15 protein-coding genes are annotated in these 20,909 nt (G+C 61.0%); 6 read left to right on the top strand and 9 right to left on the bottom strand.

What is annotated here, in order from left to right; translation table 11 throughout:
* Positions 1–102 precede the first annotated feature (102 nt).
* The 6 genes from LIY36_RS25830 to LIY36_RS25805 all read right to left on the bottom strand — a co-directional run bounded on the left by LIY36_RS25830 (position 103) and on the right by LIY36_RS25805 (position 9,840).
* A complete protein-coding gene (locus LIY36_RS25830; protein WP_192298390.1) occupies positions 103–672 on the bottom strand; it encodes a lipocalin family protein in 570 nt (189 codons plus the stop codon).
* 30 nt (positions 673–702) lie between these two features.
* The gene (locus LIY36_RS25825) at positions 703–957 is read right to left on the bottom strand and encodes a hypothetical protein (RefSeq protein WP_017734861.1); all 255 of its coding nucleotides are present in this window, start codon (positions 955–957) and stop codon (positions 703–705) included.
* 240 nt (positions 958–1,197) lie between these two features.
* A complete protein-coding gene (locus LIY36_RS25820; protein ID WP_033897713.1) occupies positions 1,198–2,208 on the bottom strand; it encodes a class 1 fructose-bisphosphatase in 1,011 nt (336 codons plus the stop codon).
* A gap of 108 nt (positions 2,209–2,316) precedes the next feature.
* Complete coding sequence (locus LIY36_RS25815) at positions 2,317–3,666, bottom strand: DUF3999 domain-containing protein (RefSeq protein WP_226457634.1); 1,350 nt, start codon at positions 3,664–3,666, stop codon at positions 2,317–2,319.
* On the bottom strand, positions 3,666–7,187 hold the full coding sequence (locus LIY36_RS25810; RefSeq protein ID WP_226457633.1) for a DUF2339 domain-containing protein: 3,522 nt from the start codon (positions 7,185–7,187) through the stop codon (positions 3,666–3,668). The genes LIY36_RS25815 and LIY36_RS25810 overlap by 1 nt, the downstream gene beginning before the upstream one ends.
* Positions 7,188–7,389: 202 nt before the next feature.
* Complete coding sequence (locus LIY36_RS25805) at positions 7,390–9,840, bottom strand: glycogen/starch/alpha-glucan phosphorylase (protein WP_226457632.1); 2,451 nt, start codon at positions 9,838–9,840, stop codon at positions 7,390–7,392.
* Between the two features lie 239 nt (positions 9,841–10,079).
* On the opposite strand from LIY36_RS25805, the gene LIY36_RS25800 reads away from it, so the two are divergent.
* Positions 10,080–10,514 (top strand): YkgJ family cysteine cluster protein, encoded by a 435-nt coding sequence (locus LIY36_RS25800; protein WP_017734855.1) that lies wholly within the window; start codon positions 10,080–10,082, stop codon positions 10,512–10,514.
* 203 nt (positions 10,515–10,717) lie between these two features.
* Here the strand turns inward: LIY36_RS25800 and typA are convergent, their stop codons facing one another.
* The gene (typA, locus tag LIY36_RS25795) at positions 10,718–12,538 is read right to left on the bottom strand and encodes a translational GTPase TypA (RefSeq protein WP_181080294.1); all 1,821 of its coding nucleotides are present in this window, start codon (positions 12,536–12,538) and stop codon (positions 10,718–10,720) included.
* A gap of 139 nt (positions 12,539–12,677) precedes the next feature.
* A complete protein-coding gene (thiI, locus tag LIY36_RS25790; protein WP_192298395.1) occupies positions 12,678–14,132 on the bottom strand; it encodes a tRNA uracil 4-sulfurtransferase ThiI in 1,455 nt (484 codons plus the stop codon).
* A gap of 334 nt (positions 14,133–14,466) precedes the next feature.
* Here thiI and glnA point away from each other — a divergent pair, with 334 nt between their 5' ends.
* The 4 genes from glnA to ntrC all read left to right on the top strand — a co-directional run bounded on the left by glnA (position 14,467) and on the right by ntrC (position 19,405).
* A complete protein-coding gene (glnA, locus tag LIY36_RS25785) occupies positions 14,467–15,873 on the top strand; it encodes a type I glutamate--ammonia ligase (protein ID WP_192298396.1) in 1,407 nt (468 codons plus the stop codon).
* Between the two features lie 293 nt (positions 15,874–16,166).
* Positions 16,167–16,592, top strand: coding sequence for a cupin domain-containing protein (locus tag LIY36_RS25780; RefSeq protein WP_226457631.1), 426 nt, complete (start codon positions 16,167–16,169; stop codon positions 16,590–16,592).
* Between the two features lie 294 nt (positions 16,593–16,886).
* Positions 16,887–17,972, top strand: coding sequence for a nitrogen regulation protein NR(II) (gene glnL / locus LIY36_RS25775; RefSeq protein WP_010213871.1), 1,086 nt, complete (start codon positions 16,887–16,889; stop codon positions 17,970–17,972).
* Positions 17,969–19,405, top strand: a complete 1,437-nt coding sequence (ntrC, locus tag LIY36_RS25770; RefSeq protein WP_192298398.1) for a nitrogen regulation protein NR(I) — start codon at positions 17,969–17,971, stop codon at positions 19,403–19,405. The genes glnL and ntrC overlap by 4 nt, the downstream gene beginning before the upstream one ends.
* A 548-nt stretch (positions 19,406–19,953) precedes the next feature.
* Here ntrC and LIY36_RS25765 read toward each other — a convergent pair.
* Complete coding sequence (locus LIY36_RS25765) at positions 19,954–20,394, bottom strand: hypothetical protein (protein WP_192298399.1); 441 nt, start codon at positions 20,392–20,394, stop codon at positions 19,954–19,956.
* Between LIY36_RS25765 and LIY36_RS25760 the strand changes: the two genes are divergently transcribed.
* Positions 20,393–20,848 (top strand): tRNA (cytidine(34)-2'-O)-methyltransferase, encoded by a 456-nt coding sequence (locus LIY36_RS25760; RefSeq protein WP_226457630.1) that lies wholly within the window; start codon positions 20,393–20,395, stop codon positions 20,846–20,848. The two genes, LIY36_RS25765 and LIY36_RS25760, sit on opposite strands and share 2 nt — an antisense overlap.
* Positions 20,849–20,909: the final 61 nt, after the last annotated feature.

The raw sequence follows: 20,909 nt of genomic DNA, 5'->3' as shown, positions 1-20,909 counted from the left end.
GATTGCTCGCGAAAGCGGTGGGTCAGACAAAATATCTGCGTCTGATACACCGCTTTCGCGAGCAAGCCCGCTCCCACAATTTGATCGACGGTGGTCTCGGGGTTATTGCGAGGTCTTGGCCATCTCTTTGTCCGACGTGCGCCAGATCAACCGAGTGGTGTCATACCCCTGCTGGCGCGCCCTGCTCAGCAGGTCTTCGCGGGTGTCGGCACTGACCGTCGGCGAGCGCGACAAGATCCACATGTAGCGCCGGCTCGGGCTGCCCACGATTGCGGTCTTGTAGTCATCGCTGACATACAGCACCCAGTAATCGCCCTTGGCGACGCCCGGCAGCAGCGATGTGAACCAGTTATTGAATTCGACCCAGAGCTTGTCGGTCTTGCCCGGCACTTGCGGCGTGGCCGTGCCCTTGGCTTCTTCCCACTTCCATTCGGTCGTCAGGCAGCGGTTGAACACCGACATGTCGCCATCCGGCAGCAGGGTGTAGCGGGCTTCGGACTGCGCGCAGTTGCGCTGGAAGTACATCGGCAATCGCGCCAACTCATACCAGGTGCCCTGGTAACGCTTGAGGTTGACGTTGTTCGCTGTCTTGGGTTGCAGATCATCGCCAGAATGGCTGGCGCAGCCCGCCAAAAACAGGCTGGCACAAAGGAACACAACAAAACGGATCATTCTTCTTCTCCCGCAGGCTCACGCCCCGGTTTACTTCAGGCCTTGCCCGGAAAACATCAGAACCTTGTCACCGGCATATTGCACGCTGATAAAGCTGGTTTTATCGCCCCAGGTGCAGCTGGACATGCCCAGTGCGCCGGAACAATCGGTCGGCTTACCCAACAGCGACTCCACCTCGGCCTTGGCCATGCCAGCCGACAGCTTTGCGTAATTTTCTTGGTTGACCTTGCTGCAAGCGGCCAACAGCACGCAAAAAGTCAGCAAGGCGAGACGGCGTAACGACATGGAAAAACTCCTGGAGGGACGAAGCAGCATGGGGGTCTGCCAGAAGCTTAGAAGGGAAAAGGGGTGTCTGGTTCCCGATGGGCAAAAACAAAAAAAACCCCGAAAACGCTGAAACGTTTCGGGGCTTTCTAGCCGACACAAAATCTTGTAGTGAGCGGGCTTGCCCGCGCTGCGGTACACCAGGCGCCTTAAGCTAACCTGACACACCGCCGCGCGGGGCAAGCCCGCGCACTACAAAGGTTACTTCTTGTGGTAGGCGGTTACACGCTCGACTTCTTCTTTCGAACCCAGGAACACCGCCACACGCTGGTGCAGGCCTTCAGGCTGGATGTCGAGGATGCGCTGATGGCCGTCGGTGGACGCGCCGCCCGCTTGCTCAACCAGGAAGGACATCGGGTTGGCTTCGTACATCAGGCGCAGTTTGCCTGGCTTGGATGGCTCGCGGCTGTCGCGTGGGTACATGAACAGGCCACCACGGGTCAGGATGCGGTGTACGTCGGCCACCATCGCGGCAACCCAGCGCATGTTGAAGTTTTTCTTCAGCGGGCCTTCTTCGCCAGCCATCAGCTCGCCCACGTAGCGGGTCACCGGCTCTTCCCAGTGGCGCTGGTTGGACATGTTGATCGCGAATTCCTGGGTCGATGCAGGAATGGTGATGTCTTCGTGGGTCAGCACGAAACTGCCCATTTCGCGGTCCAGGGTGAAGCCCTTGACGCCATCGCCCAGGGTCAACACCAGCATGGTCTGTGGGCCGTAGATCGCGTAACCGGCGGCAACCTGCTGGGTGCCGGGTTGCAGGAAGGCCTTCTCGTTCAGCGGCTCGTTCTGGCTCAGGTATTCGTTCGGGCAACGCAGTACCGAGAAGATGGTGCCGACCGGCGCGTTGATGTCGATGTTGGACGAACCGTCCAGTGGGTCGAATACCAGCAGGTACGCACCTTTCGGGTATTTGCCCGGAATCTGGTAGGCATTGTCCATTTCTTCGGACGCCATGCCGGCCAGGTGACCACCCCATTCGTTGGCTTCGAGCAGGATCTCGTTGGAGATCACGTCGAGTTTCTTCTGTACTTCGCCCTGCACGTTTTCAGTGCCCATGCTGCCCAGGACACCACCCAGTGCGCCTTTGGACACGGCGTGGCTGATTTCCTTGCAAGCACGCGCCACCACTTCGATAAGGAAGCGCAGATCGGCAGGCGTGTTGTTGCTGCGGGTCTGCTCGATCAAATAGCGACTCAAGGTAACGCGGGACATGTAAGGCTCCGGAGAATGGGGGGCTAAAAACCCGCGCAGTTTAGCGCGAGTCGGGGCGTATTTCCTCCTATCAGAGGATTTAAACCCAATAGAGTTCATGGACTTTATCTAACGTGCCACCGGCGGCTTGCGCAGCAAACTGTAGGCCATGGCGCCCAGCGCCGCCACGCCAAGCAGCAGCACGGCCCAGAGCCCGAGTTTTTTCCAGTCGGGCCCGCTCTCGACGGCGGCGGCGGCAACAGGCGTGTTGACCACCGCGTCCCCGGCGACCGTGGCCTGGCCCAACGCCCTGAGGCGCTCGGCGCTGTAATCAGGAATCAGTGTCGACAACGGCAAATTCGCCGCCTTCGCCGCAGCATTGCCCAGCGCCAGGGTGAACGGCGGCTCACCCCGCGCCAGGAACACCAACTGCGTGCTGCGCACGGCAAAGTGCAGGGCCGGCGCCTCGACGCCCAGGCCTGCGCCGCGCTCGTCTACCTGCAACTTGAGTTCAGCGACGGCCTGCCCCGGCAGCTGCAACTCATCCTGCACCACCTCCTGGCCGTTACTGGTCAGGCGGTAGAGCAACCCGTTGCTCAACGGTTGCCAGGCCTGCTTGCTGTCGCGACGCCCCGACAAGGTGACGGGCGCCAGGGTATTGGGCTGTTTCAGTTCGATGCGCAAACGCTCGACATTCAGCCCGGTCGGCAACTGCCAGCTGTATTCCCCGGCGCTGAGCCGCGTGCCTGCCAACGGCTGCGACCATACCAACGGCAGTGGCAGGCTGCTGCTGGTGGCACTGACCAGCTTGGCCGAGGTCAGCAACGGCGCTGCCTGGCCTTGCCACACCAGGCGCAGGTAGCGCGCCGATTGCCCCGGCAGGTTTACGTCATGCTGCTCGACCCGCTCGTCGGCAAACGACAGGCGCGCAACCTGCCCGTCGCCCCACGGCGTCCAATGCTGCAAATCATCGCTGGCCTCGATGCTGAAGCGCTGGAAGCCGTCGTGCTCACGACTCCAATCCAGGCTCAGTTGCTGCAACGGTGCCTTGATCGCGCTGGCGTCGAGCACCCAGCCGCGCAGCACCTGCGGCCCCTTGGCGCTGGACGGGCGGATTTCCAGCAGCGTGCCCTCGGTGGTGGATTTCATCACCACGCCGGGCAGCGCCTGCTGGGTATCGGCGGCGTACAGCGGGAACCACTTCACCTCGGTGACAGTGCGGCTTTCGCTGCGCTGCGAGGATTGGCGCGACAACGCGTAGGCCTGCGGTTCACCGGCGGCGTTGAACACACGCACGTCACTGAGGTCTGCCTGGCGCGCACTCAACTGCACGGCCAGCGGCAACTCCAGCCGATACCACGGGCCGTTGCCGCTCACGGCCAATGGCACCCGCACCGAAAAGTCGGCCGGCGTTTCCTGGGCGCAGGCCGCCGAACCCAACAGCCACAGCGCCAACCCACTCAGACTCAGCTTGCCCATCAAGACGATGCTCCTTCAGTTTCAACGCGTTTGGGCGGCAGCGGCGCAAAGTAGCCCACCACCAGCAACAACCCGCCCACGCCGATAAACGACACGATCCGCGCCAGGCCGCCACGGTTACTCAATTCGACAAAGAACAACTTGGCCACCACCACGGCAATCAGCGCCGCACCGATCAACCACACTTCGCGACGATGGCGCAGGTGGCCGCCGATCATCAGCCCAAGGGCGATCAGGGTCCACACGATCGACAGGCCGGCTTGCACCAGCATCGATTCAAGCAACGCCTCCAGCTGGAACGGCACGCCGCCCCAATGGTGCGCGGTGCGCATCACCAGCGCGGTAAAGAACCCAAACAGCGACAGGCCCGCGACACCCTGGGCGAGCAACTCTGCGCGCGGCCCACGCTGTGGCGCGACACTGCGCGCCCACAGGTACACGCCCAACAACGCGAACAACAGGCCCAGGTCCAGCGGGTTGAGCAGCGGCACATACGGCAACGGTTCGGCAGTGCCGTCGCTGAAGATGTTCGCCAACCAGAACCAACCGAGCATCAGCACCGCCAATGGCAACGCCGCGAGCACGCGGTATTCCCGTGGGTATGCCGACACCGGCCACGGCCAGTTGCGTGGCGCAGCGGCCAGCACCAGATACAGGCTTGGCAGAATCGCCCAACCGAGCCAGCGCCAGGCGTTGTACTGATCCGACAGCAACAGCAGGCCGTAACGCAGTTCCAGCGCGAGCACGCCGATCAGCATCCAGCAGCCCAGCACATGGGCCACGCTCAACACCGTGCCAGGCACTGTCGAAGCCAAGCGCCGCAGCGAAATGAAGTGCACGACGAAAACGGCCAACCACGCCAACCAGCCAAATTGCGCCGCCGGGTGGTAATAGGCATCCAGGGACGCCAGCAACACCACGCCCGCCGCCGGCATCAGCAAGGTGCTGAGCACGCCCAGCGACGGCCAGCGCAACCGCTGCGCGCCAAACGCCCAGAGCGCCACGCTTACGGCGGCGATGCCGAGCAAGGACGGGCCTTGCAAAGCGTTCGGGACAAAGCGCAGCACCTCGCTGATCAACGCCAGCGCCCACCACGCGGCGCCCCACACCAACAGCACGTCGGACAGGCGTTGCAGTTTCAGCACCGCAAACACCGGCACATGCCGCTCGCGCTGCAAGCGCCAGGCGCCGACCAGGGCGGCCAGGCCCAGGACCATCGGTGTCCAGAAACCGCTATGCCCCAGCAGGCGCAAGCCTTCGCCGCTCAACGGCCCCAGCAGCTGCGGCACCGACAGCAGGAACGAACCGCCGCCGATCAGTTGCAGCAGCAAGCCAAACACAAAACTCACGCGCTGTTGCAGGTACAGGCTCAACCAGATGATCAACAGACCACTGGCCGCCCACACGCCACTCGCGCTTTGCCATGGCAGTACGAACAGCACCGCAAGGTTGATCAGCACCAGCCCGGCCAGCAACACCACCGACAGCCCGCGCAACAAGCGCACGTCACCGCGCACCATGTCGTCGCGCGCCGCCAGCAACATGCCGCCGATCAGCGCCAGGCCGATCAGCGAAGCGGTGAGCAAACCACTCCAACCCGCACTGAATACCGCCGCGCCCTCGCCACCCTGCAAGCGCAGCAGGAACAACGCGCCGCCGAGCAGTTGCACGGCAAACGCGGTGAACAGGAAGGTGCGCGAGCCGATGCGCAGGCCGACAAACAGCGTCACCAGCCCGGCAATCGCCCAACTGATGGCAGTGCCCTGGGTCTGCAACAGCAACGGCGCCAGCAGGTACACAAAGCTCAAGCCAAGGCTCGCCAGTACCGGCAGGCCTCTACGTTCCCAATCCGCCGCCTGTTCAGCCGGCGCCTTGCGCAGTTGATCAAAGCTGAACAGCAACGCCGCGCCCAGCAGCAACGCCCCCAATGGCGCGCCGTCGAGCAGGCTGTGTTCGCCGATGCGCAACTCGCTGAGGAACGCCATTGCCGAGCCCAGTTGCAGCAGCAGGCCGAAGGCCCGCGCCAACGGCCGCTGTTGACGCAACCCGAGCCAGAAAATCCCCGCGCCCTCCACCGCCCACGCCGCGGCAGTCCAGCGCGCATCGAGCCCAAGGGGAATCGCCAGGCTGGCAAAGATCACACCCAGGGCCAGGCAGGTTTCCGCCAGCAACAAGGCGCGCCCACCACTGAGCAGACGGGCCAGGCCCATGTAGATAATGCCCAGGCCCAACGCACTGAACGCAGCGGCGAACTCCAGGTGCTGCACCAGCGCGAACTGCAAGCCAAAGCCCACCAGGGGCGGGCCGAACAGCATGCTGCCGTCGACATAATCACCCTTGGCCGCCGACCAGCGCAGCAGCGCTCCACGGCTGTCGTCCTCGGGCGCGTCACTCATCTCCAGCAATTTGCGCCGGGTGAACAACAGGCCGATGGCCAGGTACATCAGGAAAAACAGGATCAGGAACGGCTCGGTGCTCCACAGCAGTTCCGGCGTGTAGGAACGCAGGCCCCAGGCGAAGCCGATGCCGAAGGTGCCGACGAAGCCGATCAGGTTGAGCAGGCGCCAGGCCTTGAACCAGGCAATCGCGAGGATGCCCGCGTTAAGCAACGCGAAGTAACTGAACAGCGCCACATGGTTGCCGGCCCCCGTGGAAGTGAGGATCGGCGCGGCGAAACCACCGAGCGCGGCCGCACAGGCCAACCCCAGTGCGTCCTGGGTGATCGCCAGGATCGCCGAGAACACCGTAACCGCCACCAGCAGGCCCAGTGCCGCGCTGGGATCGATCAGCGGATGCAGGCGCATCGCCGCAAACACCGTGAGGTACAACACCGCGATCCCGGTGCCTTGCAGCATTAAGCCGTAATGGCTGTTGCGCAGGCGCAGCCACCAACCCAGGCCCAACAGTCCGACCGCAGCGGCGGCGACACCGGCGTAGCGCAACTCGATCGGCACCACCATGCCTTCGGTGGCATACCGCAGCAGGAACGCCAGGCCAAGGAACAACAGCACCACGCCGACGCGCAGCACGGTGTTGCCGCCAAACAGCCAATTGCGCGCACCGCTGATGGCGCGCTCGATCAGGTTGGGGCCACGCGGGGTTGCCGGTTCTTGCGGACTTGGTGTCGGCATCGGCGCGGGCGCTGGCGCCCAGACATCATCCGGCAGCGGCTGGCTGGCCTCGGCAACCATCGGCACAGGCGCCAACTCGGTCGGCAGCTCCCAGACAAGGTCGGGCGCCTTGGCGACAGGGGTGGGGTCAGGAATGGAGGGTTCGACCCTGGCACTGCCGACCGGCGGCGTGGGCACTTCCAGTAGCCGCAGGCGTTCACCCAGGGCAATCAGCGCCTTTTGCGTGGTTTCCAACTGGCTCGCCTGCTTGTCTGCCTGGGCCGACAGTTGCGACAGGCGAATCGCTTGGCCAAGCCCCAAGCCCAGCAGCGCACCGATGCCGGCGTCACTGAACGACTCGTCGAGTGTCCAGCCGAGCGCGAGGCCAATCAGCATGAAAATCCATTGCATGGTCGATATTCCCTAGGCAAACCGGGGCCTAGTATATCGACGCGAGAGCAATGTGGGAGAAGGCTTATGTGGGAGCGGGTTTGTGTGGGAGCGGGCTTGCTCGCGAAGACGGCGTGTCAGGCAACTCATCTGATACTGACCCACCGCTTTCGCGAGCAAGCCCGCTCCCACACAAGCCCGCTCCCACAACGTAGTGCGGCGTCTAGTCCAACGCTTTCCAGATTTCGGTGGCGTATTCGCGGATGGTCCGGTCGGAACTGAACCAGCCCATCCGCGCCGTATTGAGCACCGCCGAGCGCCACCACGCCTTGGAATCGTGCCAATGCGCTTCGACCCGCGCCTGGGCGTCCCAGTAGGAATCGAAGTCGGCACACACCAGGAAACGGTCGTAGTCGATCAACCCGTCGATCAGGCCCACATAACGCCCCGGATCATCCGGCGAGAACACCCCGCCGCGGATCGCTTGCAGCACATCGTTGAGGCGATGGGAGGCGGCAATATCGGGGCCAGCATTGAACTCCCCGGCATGTTTGCGCGCTTCCACCTGCTGCGCACTGAGGCCGAAGATGAACATGTGTTCGGCGCCGACGCGTTCGTGCATTTCCACGTTGGCGCCGTCCATGGTGCCGATGGTCAGCGCGCCGTTGAGGCCGAACTTCATGTTGCTGGTGCCCGAGGCCTCGAAGCCGGCGGTGGAAATTTGCTCCGACAAGTCCGCCGCCGGAATGATGCTTTCGGCCAGGCTGACGTTGTAGTTGGGCAGGAACACCACCTTGAGCAGCCCACGCACGGTGGGGTCGTTGTTGACCGTGCGGGCGATGTCGTTGGTCAGCTTGATGATCAGCTTGGCCTGGTGATAACTGGCCGCCGCCTTGCCCGAGAAAATCTTCACCCGCGGCACCCAGTCGGTGCCCGGCTCGGCGCGGATCGCCTGGTACAGCGCCACGGTGTGCAGCAGGTTGAGCAGTTGGCGCTTGTACTCGTGGATGCGCTTGACCTGTACGTCGAACATTGCCGCCGGGTTGACCGAAATGCCCAGGCGTTCGTGGATGATTTGCGCCAGCGCCCGCTTACTGTGCAAGCGCTGCTCGGCGAAGGCTTTGCGGAACGTCTGCTTTTCGGCAAAGGTTTCCAATTCGCCCAGGCGGGTTTCCATGTTGTCGAGAATGTCCGGGCCCAATGCCTCCACCAACATTTCGGTGAGCTTGGGGTTGGCCTGGTACAGCCAGCGGCGGAAGGTGATGCCGTTGGTTTTGTTGTTGATGCGTTCGGGGTAGAGCTTGTGCAGCTCAGAGAACACCGTGCTGCGCATCAATTGGGTATGTAAACCAGACACGCCGTTGACGCTGTGGGAGCCGAGGAACGCCAGGTTACCCATGCGCACGCGGCGGCCGTTGTCTTCTTCGATCAGCGATACGGCGCGCAGCACGTCGAAGTCGTGGATGCCCTTGGCGCGCAGCGAATCGATGTGCTGGGCGTTGATCAGGTAGATGATCTGCATGTGCCGGGGCAGCATGCGTTCCATCAAACCCACAGGCCAGGTTTCCAGTGCCTCGGGCAGCAGGGTGTGGTTGGTGTAGGAAAGGGTTTCAACCGTCACATCCCACGCGGCGTCCCACGGAATGTCATGCAGGTCGACCAGTTGGCGCATCAACTCGGCCACGGCGATGGACGGGTGGGTGTCGTTGAGCTGGATCGCGGCGTGTTCGCCCAGGCTGAGCACCGAGCCGTGCATGTTCTTGTGGCGGCGCAACAGGTCTTGCAGGGACGCGGCGACAAAGAAATATTCCTGGCGCAAGCGCAGTTCCTGCCCCGCTTCGGTGCTGTCGGCCGGGTAAAGCACCCGGGAGATGCTTTCGGCACGGGCGACCTCGGCGACGGCGCCAAGGTGATCACCGGCGTTGAAGCGCTCCAGGTGCAGGTCTTCCACCGCACGGGCACGCCACAGACGCAGGGTGTTGACGCTGGCGCCGCGCCAGCCGACAACCGGGGTGTCGTAGGCAATGGCACGGACGGTTTCGTTGGGGGTCCAGATCTGGATCGACTTGCCCGCGCCGTCTACCGTGGTTTCGACGCTGCCGCCAAAGCCGATCGGGTAAACCACCTCAGGGCGCTCGAACTCCCAGGGGTTGCCGAAATCCAGCCAGTGTTCGGTCTGTTCCTGCTGCCAGCCATCGACAATCGCCTGGCGGAACAGGCCGTGTTCATAACGGATGCCATAACCATGGCCGGCAATGCCGAGAGTCGACATGCTTTCCATGAAGCACGCGGCCAGACGGCCCAGGCCGCCGTTGCCAAGCGCCGCGTCGGGCTCCAGCAGACGGATGCGCTCAAGGTCCACGCCCAACTCGGCCAGGGCTTCGCGGGCAATCTCCAGCACGCCGAGGTTGCTCAGGCTGTCGTAGAGCAAACGGCCGATGAGGAACTCCAGGGAAAGGTAATACACGCGTTTCTGACCTTTGCGGTAAATGCGCCGCGTGTGGTCCATCCAGTGGTCGACCATCTGGTCGCGGGCGGCCAGGGCAATGGCTTCGAACCAGTCATGGTCGAAGGCGTGATCCGGGTCCTTGCCCACCGCGTAAGTGAGTTTGGTCAAGACAGCATCGCGAAATGCGGCTACCTCTGCTTCTCGTGCAAGTGGTTCCTGAGACATCAGATGCGACCTCGGGCGAGATAGAAGGAGTTGCTAGAGCCTAGACGGTCTGACAGACGGTGACCGCTCTGGTTCGGCACTTTTTTAACGCATTTACCTTTGGCGGTTTTTGATGCATTGGCCGTGCCTGCTTTGGCCCAGACACGCCTTCCGGCCGAAACCGGCAAAATATTGTTCAAAAAACCACCAATCCCGGTATGATCGCGCGCCCGGATACCGCCCCACCTTTTGGAACCCTGATGAAGCCTCAACTGATCGCCGCCGCGGAACTCGACCGTCTTGAAACATGGCAGAAATACTCCGCACACATGTGCGGTGGCTGCGTGTCCAGCTGCTGTACGCTGCCGGTCGAAGTGAAGGTCAAGGACCTGATCCGCATTGGTCTGGTCGATGAGTTCGAGCTGGGCGACCCGGCGAAGAACATCGCCAAGCGCTTGCAGAAGGAAGGCATCGTCGAGCGCTTCAATTCCAAGTCCGAGATTTTTACCCTGCAGCGCATGAGCAACAACGACTGCCTGTTCCTGGATCGTAAGACGCGCTTCTGCACTATTTATGACAAGCGCCCGGATACTTGCCGCAACCACCCTAAGATCGGGCCGCGGCCGGGGTATTGCGCGTACAAGCCCAAGGAAGTGGTGCGCGAGACCAAGTTCAAGACGCTCGATAAGTTCTGATCCGCATTTTGTATTGCTTGGGCTACCGCTTCCGCGAGCAAGCCCGCTCCCACATTTGACCGAGTTCCAACTTTGGAATGCATTCAAATGTGGGAGCGGGCTTGCTCGCGAAGGGGCCGGCACAGTCATCACATATTTTGCAGGCACAAAAAAACGCCCCCGGCCTTTCGACCGGGGGCGTTTTTCATTCAGCCTGAGTTAACTCAGTTCTTGGCTTTCTTGGCAGCGCGGGTACGCTCGCCTTCGTCCAGGATCTTCTTACGCAGGCGGATCGACTTAGGCGTGACTTCGCACAGCTCGTCGTCCTGGATGAATTCCAGGGCCTGTTCCAGGGTGAAGCGAACAGGTGGAACCAGAGCGATGGTTTCGTCTTTGCCCGAAGCACGCATGTTGTCGAGCTTCTTGCCTTTGGTTGGGTTGACGCCCATGTCGTTGTCACGGCTGTTCAGACCAACGATCTGACCGTTGTAGATCTCTTGACCGTGTTCAACGAACAGCTTGCCACGTGCCTGGAGGGTTTCCAGGGAGTAGGTCAGCGCCTTGCCGGTTTCAACCGATACCAGAACACCGTTCTGACGGCCGGACATGTCGCCGGACTTCATGGTGTCGTAGCGATCAAAGATCGAGGTCAGGATGCCAGCACCGTTGGTCAGGGTCAGGAACTGGTTACGGAAACCGATCAGACCACGAGCAGGGATGTTGTATTCCAGACGCACACGGCCTTTGCCATCCGGCACCATGTTGGTCAGGTCGCCTTTACGCAGACCCATCTCTTCCATCACCTTGCCCTGGGATTCTTCCGGGGTGTCGATGGTGACGTTTTCGAACGGTTCCTGCTTCACGCCGTCAACCTGACGGATGATCACTTCCGGACGACCAACGCCCATTTCGAAGCCTTCGCGACGCATGGTTTCGATCAGTACCGAGAGGTGCAGCTCACCACGGCCGGAAACCTTGAACTTGTCAGCCGAGTCGCCTTCTTCAACACGCAGTGCAACGTTGTACAGCAGCTCTTTGTCCAGACGTTCCTTGATGTTACGGGAAGTCACGAACTTGCCTTCTTTACCGCAGAAAGGCGAGTCGTTTACCTGGAAGGTCATGGAAACGGTTGGCTCGTCAACGGTCAGAGGCTTCATCGCCTCAACGTTGTCCGGCTGGCACAGGGTGTCGGAGATGAACAGGGAGTCCATACCGCTCACGCATACGATGTCGCCTGCGAAAGCTTCTTCAACGTCGATACGGTGCAGACCGTGGTGACCCATCAGCTTCAGGATACGACCGTTACGTTTCTTGCCGTCAGCGCCGATAGCAACAACCGGGGTGTTCGGCTTGACGCTACCACGAGCGATACGGCCAACGCCGATAACACCCAGGAAGCTGTTGTAGTCCAGTGCCGAGATTTGCATCTGGAACGGGCCGTCACGGTCAACTTTTGGCGCCGGTACGTTGTCGACGATCGACTGGTACAGCGGGGTCATGTCTTCAGCCATGTCGTTGTGGTCCAGACCGGCAATGCCGTTCAGGGCCGAGGCGTAGACGACTTTGAAATCCAGCTGTTCTTCGGTGGCACCCAGGTTGTCGAACAGGTCGAAGATCTGGTCCAGAACCCAGTCCGGACGCGCGCCTGGACGGTCAACCTTGTTGATGCACACGATCGGACGCAGGCCGGCTTCGAAAGCCTTCTTGGTCACGAAACGGGTTTGCGGCATAGGGCCGTCCTGGGCATCAACCAGCAGCAGAACGGAGTCAACCATCGACATTACGCGTTCAACTTCGCCGCCGAAGTCGGCGTGGCCCGGGGTATCCACGATGTTGATGTGGTAGCCGTTCCAGTTGATGGCGGTGTTTTTCGCCAGGATGGTAATACCGCGCTCTTTTTCCTGGTCGTTGGAGTCCATCACGCGCTCGTCATTGAGCTCGTTGCGCTCCAGGGTGCCGGACTGACGCAGGAGTTTGTCTACCAGGGTGGTTTTACCATGGTCAACGTGAGCAATGATGGCGATGTTACGTAGATTTTCGATCACTTGTGTATCTCGATCAGAGGATTCGGTGTGCTGACAGGTCGTGGCAGCGATTAACAGTAGAGTCAGGCCTTGCCGTTACAGCTTGACGGCAGAGTCGGGGGGCCGGTGACGCAGGCCACAGGCAAACAGCCCCGGGCTCTTAGCTCGGTCGATAAACGCGCACATTGGCATGCCCCTCACTGAGCAAATGGTGGGCATGCAGGCGACTCATCACGCCTTTGTCGCAATACAGCAGGTACTGACGGCTGTTATCCAGTTCCTTGAAACGCGCGTTCAATGCATAAAACGGCAGCGTTTGTACGTCGATGCCAGGAATCTCCAGCGGCTCATCTTCAGCGGCATCCGGGTGACGGATGTCGATGACGATCTGGCCGGCCAGGGCTTCGCTGACTTCTTCGATCTTCACGTCCTGGCCCAGTTCGTCGATGACACGATCGATAGGGACCAGCTTGGCGTTCTCGAGCGCACGCTCCAGAACCGCCATGTCGAACTGTTGTTCTTCGTACTCCACGCGGTTGCGCTTGGCGTGGGTCTTGGGGTTCACCGAGATGACCCCGCAATATTCAGGCATGTGCTTGGCAAAATCCGCCGTGCCGATTTCTTCGGCCAGGTCGATGATGTCCTGCTTGTGACTGGCGATCAGCGGGCGCAAGACCAGCTTTTCGGTGACGCAATCGATCAGCGACAGGTTCGGCAGCGTTTGGCTGGACACCTGGGAGATTGCTTCACCCGTCACCAGGGCGTCGATCTGCAACTGATCGGCGATCCGGGACGCAGCGCGCAACATCATACGCTTCAATACCACGCCCATATGACTGTTATCGACTTTGCCGAGAATTTCGCCCAGCACTTCTTCGAACGGTACGCTTACAAATAGCACGCGTTGGGAGCTGCCGTACTTCTTCCAGATAAAGTGCGCAACTTCCATCACGCCCAATTCGTGTGCACGCCCGCCCAGGTTAAAGAAGCAGAAATGGCTCATAAGGCCGCGGCGCATGATCTGGTAGGCGGCAACCGTGGAATCGAAACCGCCGGACATCAGGACCAGGGTCTGTTCCAGGGCGCCCAGCGGGTAACCGCCGATGCTGTTGTGCTGGCTGTGGATGACAAACAACCGTTGGTCGCGAATTTCCATGCGCACTTCAATTTGCGGCGCTTTCAGGGAAATTCCGGCAGCGCCGCACTCGCGACGCAGCTTGCTGCCGACGTATTTCTCGACATCCATGGAGCTGAAGGTGTGTTTGCCGGCGCGCTTGCAACGCACCGAAAAGATCTTGCCTTCAAGCTCGCTGCCGTAGTGCTGCTTGCACTTCTCGGTGATGTCGTCGAAGTCGCCCAGCGGGTACTCATCCACCTGCAGGAAATGCGCGATGCCCGGCATGCAGCTCAGGCGTTCGGTCATGTCCTTCAAGGCTTTGGCGTCGGTAATGCGGGTTTCCAGCTCGAGATTGTCCCACACGCCGTTCACCACCACAGCCGGGTCCAGGTCACGGAGCACGGCACGGATGTTCTTGGCCAATTGACGGATGAAACGCGTCCGTACCGGTCGGCTTTTGATGGTGATCTCGGGGAAGACTTTAACGATTAATTTCATGGAAACAGCGCGCGCCGGGCCTGCTGAAAAAGGGGGGCGCGGATTATAGCGGAAATCGCTCAAGGTTTAACCAGTTAATATGCATCGGACTGCAAGCGCACTAAAGCAGTGCATTTTCCAGTGCGTGCGCTACATTGCGGTGCGCCATTTTCGGGCTTTTGTCGCAATGCACCTTTATAGGGGCGTTTTTGGACCAGAAAACCCATGTTGGCGCACTGGCATGCAATTTGCTCTCTTGTGAGGCAGGTTGCCATGGCGGACTATCCGCGCCGGCATCACCCACATTCTAAGGGCTAACTCCACTACCCCAGCCCGAAGCCACCCGGAGGACACTATGTCGAAGTCGGTTCAACTCATCAAAGATCATGACGTTAAATGGATTGATCTGCGCTTCACGGACACCAAAGGCACTCAGCACCACGTGACCATGCCGGCTCGCGACGCGCTGGAAGACGACTTCTTCGAAGTTGGCAAGATGTTCGACGGTTCCTCCATCGCTGGCTGGAAAGGCATCGAAGCCTCCGACATGATCCTGCTGCCGGACGACGACTCTGCCGTACTGGACCCGTTCACCGAAGAGCCGACCCTGATCCTGGTCTGCGACATCATCGAACCTTCGACCATGCAAGGCTACGATCGCGACCCGCGCGCCATCGCCCACCGCGCCGAGGAATACCTGAAGACCACCGGTATCGGTGACACCGTCTTCTGCGGTCCTGAGCCTGAGTTCTTCATCTTCGACGAAGTGAAGTTCAAGTCCGACATCTCCGGCTCCATGTTCAAAATCTTCTCCGAGCAAGGCTCGTGGATGTCCGACCAAGACATCGAAGGCGGCAACAAAGGCCACCGTCCAGGTATCAAAGGCGGCTACTTCCCGGTTCCTCCGTTCGACCACGACCACGAAATCCGTACCTCCATGTGCAACGCACTGGAAGAAATGGGCCAGGTCGTTGAAGTTCACCACCACGAAGTGGCAACTGCCGGCCAGAACGAAATCGGCGTCAAGTTCAACACCCTAGTGAAGAAAGCTGACGAAGTTCAAACCCTGAAATACGTTGTACACAACGTTGCCGATGCATACGGCCGCACCGCGACCTTCATGCCTAAGCCTCTGTACGGCGATAACGGTTCGGGTATGCACGTTCACATGTCCATCGCTAAAGATGGCAAGAACACCTTCGCTGGCGAAGGTTATGCCGGCCTGTCGGAAACTGCCCTGTTCTTCATCGGCGGTATCATCAAGCACGGTAAGGCCCTGAACGGCTTCACCAACCCGGCGACCAACTCCTACAAGCGTCTGGTTCCAGGCTTCGAAGCACCGGTAATGCTGGCCTACTCGGCGCGCAACCGTTCCGCTTCGATCCGTATTCCTTACGTCAACAGCCCACGCGGCCGTCGTATCGAAGCACGTTTCCCGGACCCGGCTGCCAACCCATACCTGGCTTTCGCAGCCCTGCTGATGGCTGGCCTGGACGGTATCCAGAACAAGATCCACCCTGGCGACGCCGCCGACAAAAACTTGTACGACCTGCCGCCTGAAGAGGCCAAAGAGATCCCACAAGTGTGCGGTAGCCTGAAAGAAGCCCTGGAAGAGCTGGACAAGGGCCGTGCGTTCCTGACCAAAGGCGGCGTGTTCAGCGACGACTTTATCGATGCCTACATCGCCCTGAAAAGCGAAGAAGAAATCAAGGTTCGCACCTTCGTACACCCACTGGAATACGAGCTGTACTACAGCTGCTGATCCGGTAGCGCTGCTTAAAGTAGCGTGATGAAAAAGACCTCCTTCGGGAGGTCTTTTTTTGCCCCGGATTCAGTCGCCCGGGGTATCGCGGCCGAGCATCTGCACGCCCGGCGCACTCGGTTGGTGGATGCCCGGACGGCATCGTGAGCCTTGCCTTCCGTCGCTTCAGATACGCTGAACAAAAGGGTGCTGACAATTGTGTACGCGGCCTACTTGATTTGAAGCACCGTCCTGCATCTTCACTTGGATAAGTCGCCATAGCCTGACCGTTCACTTACAGAACAGGATGGACCATGGACACTCTCAAGCTCTTGATTGCAGCAGCGTCGGGCTTATCGTTGCTGGGATGCAACAGCCAGCCAAAGGGCGCCGTACAGATCGAAAAGGAGGTGCTGCTTGAGCGCAGCGAGTCGTGGGACGGCGAGCCTTACAGAGTCTACCCCTCCGGGCCGCCGCAGCTCACGCTGATAAGGCTCAGGATTCCTGCGCACACGCAATTGCCATGGCACACCCACCCAATGCCTAACGCCGCCTATATCGTCTCCGGAGAATTGACCGTTGAAACCCGCCAGAGCGGGGTTACTCGCACATTGAGACAAGGGCAAACCCTCGCCGAGATGATGGGCACCGAACATCGTGGAGTCACCGGCGACACCCCCGTCGAACTTCTGGTCTTTTACGCCGGCACCGCGGGCATGCCGCTTTCCGAGCAACGTTGACCCACCGGCTATCGAGGATCGTTTTCACCACACACAGAAAGCGATCCGCCCACCACTTCCTGAACAACAGGCACAAAACCGCACTATATTGGTGCAACTGGCTGCACCCGTCACACCTGCCAGCCCATTTTGGTTCGAAACTACCCGAGCAAGCTGGCAGAACGCCACAGATTCGCGCCTTAAACCCCTATTCCAGGGCATTTACGCTTCTTTTCGGAGCCTTGGTTTGGTTTTTGCATTTTCCTTGTATCAGCGTGTGCCTCAAGCCCGCGCCTTGCTCCAAAAGAGGTCCTGATGACCATCAGTGATGCACTGCACCGTTTGTTACTCGACAACCTGACCACCGCGACCATCCTGCTCAATGACGACCTGCGCCTTGAGTACATGAACCCGGCGGCGGAGATGCTCCTGGCCATCAGTGGTCAGCGCAGCCATGGGCAGTTCATCAGCGAATTGTTCACCGAGTCGGCCGAAGCCTTGAGCTCACTGCGCCAGGCGGTGGAGCAGGCACACCCATTCACCAAGCGCGAGGCGATGCTCACCGCACTCACCGGCCAGACGCTGACCGTCGACTACGCCGTAACCCCGATCCTCAGCAATGGCGCCACCCTGCTGCTGCTCGAAGTTCACCCCCGCGACCGCCTGCTGCGTATCACCAAGGAAGAAGCGCAACTGTCCAAGCAGGAGACCAGCAAGATGCTGGTGCGCGGCCTGGCCCACGAGATCAAGAACCCCCTGGGCGGCATCCGTGGCGCCGCGCAATTGCTCGCCCGCGAGCTGCCGGACGACAACCTCAAGGACTACACCAACGTCATCATCGAGGAAGCCGACCGCTTGCGTAACCTGGTGGACCGCATGCTCGGCTCCAACAAGCTGCCCTCCCTGGCGATGACCAACGTGCACGAGGTCCTGGAGCGCGTTTGCCAGCTGGTCGAGGCCGAAAGCCAGGGCTGCATCACCTTGGTGCGCGACTACGACCCAAGCATTCCCGACGTATTGATCGACCGCGAACAGATGATCCAGGCGGTGCTCAATATCGTGCGCAACGCCATGCAGGCCATCAGCAGCCAGAACGAGCTGCGCCTGGGCCGCATCAGCCTGCGCACCCGCGCCCTGCGCCAGTTCACCATCGGCCACGTGCGCCATCGCCTGGTGACCAAGGTCGAGATCATCGACAACGGCCCCGGCATTCCTGCGGAACTCCAGGAAACCATCTTCTTTCCCATGGTCAGCGGCCGCCCGGACGGTACCGGGCTGGGCCTGGCCATTACCCAGAACATCATCAGCCAGCACCAGGGTCTGATCGAATGTGAGAGCCATCCTGGCCACACCACGTTCTCGATCTTTCTGCCTCTGGAACAAGGAGCCCCATCGACATGAGCCGTAGTGAAACTGTCTGGATCGTCGATGACGACCGTTCTATCCGCTGGGTCCTCGAGAAAGCCTTGCAACAGGAAGGCATGACCACCCAGAGCTTCGACAGCGCCGACGGCGTGATGAGCCGCCTGGCACGCCAGCAGCCCGACGTGATCATCTCCGACATCCGCATGCCCGGCGCCAGTGGCCTGGACCTGCTGGCGCGCATCCGTGAGCAACACCCGCGCCTGCCGGTGATCATCATGACCGCGCACTCGGACCTGGACAGCGCTGTGGCGTCCTACCAGGGCGGCGCCTTTGAATACCTGCCCAAACCGTTCGACGTGGACGAGGCGGTGGCGCTGGTCAAGCGCGCCAACCAGCACGCCCAGGAACAGCAAAGCCAGGAAGCCCCACCCGCCCTGGCCCGCACCCCGGAAATCATCGGCGAAGCGCCGGCGATGCAGGAAGTGTTTCGCGCCATCGGGCGCTTGAGCCACTCCAACATCACCGTGCTGATCAACGGTGAGTCGGGCACTGGTAAAGAGTTGGTGGCCCACGCCCTGCACCGTCACAGCCCACGGGCGGCCTCGCCGTTCATCGCGCTGAACATGGCGGCGATTCCCAAGGACCTGATGGAGTCCGAGCTGTTCGGCCACGAAAAAGGCGCGTTCACCGGCGCAGCCAACCTGCGCCGCGGGCGTTTTGAACAGGCCGACGGCGGCACGTTGTTCCTCGATGAAATCGGCGACATGCCGGCCGACACCCAGACACGCTTGCTGCGCGTACTGGCCGATGGCGAGTTTTATCGCGTGGGCGGGCACACGCCGGTCAAGGTCGACGTGCGCATCATCGCGGCGACGCACCAGAACCTCGAAACCCTGGTGCATGCGGGCAAATTCCGTGAGGACCTGTTCCACCGTCTCAACGTGATCCGTATCCACATCCCGCGCATGTCGGACCGGCGCGAAGACATCCCGACCCTGGCCCGCCACTTCCTCAGCCGCGCCGCCCAGGAACTGGCCGTCGAGCCGAAGCTGCTGAAAAGCGAGACCGAGGAATACCTGAAGAACCTGCCGTGGCCCGGCAACGTGCGGCAACTGGAAAACACCTGCCGCTGGATCACCGTAATGGCGTCCGGCCGCGAAGTGCACATCAGCGACCTGCCGCCGGAGCTGTTGAGCCTGCCGCAGGACTCGGCGCCGGTGACCAACTGGGAGCAGGCATTGCGCCAATGGGCCGACCAGGCCCTGGCACGCGGCCAGTCGAACCTGCTGGACAGCGCCGTGCCGGCGTTCGAGCGCATCATGATCGAAACCGCCTTGAAGCACACCGCCGGTCGCCGTCGCGATGCCGCGGTGTTGCTGGGTTGGGGGCGTAATACCCTGACGCGCAAGATCAAGGAATTGGGAATGAAGGTTGACGGTGGAGATGATGACGAGGGCGATGACGCCTGATTCTCAGCTCCACTGAAAATCCAATTTGCTAGCGGGCTTGCGTGGGAGCGGGCTTGCTCGCGAATACGGTGTAACAGGCACACATGTTCTGTCTGACCCACCGCTTTCGCGAGCAAGCCCGCTCCCACATTTGGATCGCCATAAACTTCGGGGATGTGCACCGCTTGAATGCACCATGAACCGGCATCGGGCACAGGTTTAGCGCTTCAAATCCTGGCCGCGCTGAAAAAAACAGCAGCCAGAAACCACCAAAGCCCCGTATTCCGGGGCTTTGCGCTTTCTGTAGTAATTTTTTGGCACAACTCGGCCACTCTGGCACGCACCCTGCTATAACCCCTGTACAACCCGGTTTCGGGGACCTTGGTACAGGCAGGCCGAGAATCCCCTCTTTACACCCTGGGGTGCTTGATGCGAACCGCGTCGCGCCCCGCACCCGTTTCGGGAACCTCGGTACAGGCAGGCCGGGGCTTCCCTCTTTAACACCGAAGTCGTTGCGGCTTCAGCCCGTTTTGGGAGCCCTGGTACAGGCAGGCCGGGAACTCCCTCTTTTATTGCTCCTGGAGATGGATCTCCAACCGCCAACGGCCGTCGGCCTTCTCGCCCTTCCACTCCCCGCGCAACGGCCGAGCCGCCACCAGGTTCAGCAGCAAGCCGCCATCGGTCTTGCGCACGCGCCAGTTCACATCCTTGTCATTGACCTTGAGTTGCCCGCCGGCGGCCTTGCCCTTGGCGTCGAACAGCAGCGCCACGGTGCCATCGATCAGCTCGCCATGCAGCTTGGGTTCGCTGTTGAACCACACCACCACACCGTCCGCGGCGGTCTCGACCTGTTGCAGTTCAACCGGGTCCGGCGTGGTCAGGCGGCCAATCATCAGCCCGACCATCATGCCGACAATCGCCAAAGAGCCCATGACCCTCGGCATTAGCTTCGGCCTTGGGTCGTCTTCGGGGGTAGAATGCAGCGCATCTTTACCTTCGGAGCCGTGCATGTTTCACGTCATCCTTTTTCAACCAGAAATTCCGCCGAATACCGGCAACGTTATCAGGCTGTGCGCCAACAGCGGCTGCCACCTGCATTTGATCGAGCCCCTGGGCTTCGACATGGACGATAAACGCCTGCGCCGTGCCGGGCTGGACTACCACGAGTACGCCACGCTCAAGCGCCACGCCGACTTGGCCAGCTGCCTGGAAAGCCTGGGCCACCCACGGTTGTTCGCGTTCACCACCAAGGGCTCGCGGCCGTTCCATGATGCCAGCTTTGCCGAAGGCGACGCCTTCCTGTTCGGCCCGGAAAGCCGTGGCCTGCCGGCCGAGGTGCTGGATGCCTTGCCTGACGGGCATCGCTTGCGTTTGCCGATGCGTGAAGGGTGCCGCAGCCTGAACCTGTCCAACACCGTGGCCGTCGCTGTTTACGAAGGCTGGCGCCAGCTGGGCTTTAGATAGCACCGCATAACAAATGTGGGAGCGGGCTTGCTCGCGAAAGCGGTGTGTCAGTCACTGAAAA

Source organism: Pseudomonas sp. AF03-9, assembly GCF_020515815.1.
GTDB lineage: Bacteria > Pseudomonadota > Gammaproteobacteria > Pseudomonadales > Pseudomonadaceae > Aquipseudomonas.
The sequence above is the reverse complement of the archived record's forward strand: the minus strand, read 5'-3'. Positions and strand labels throughout refer to the sequence as shown.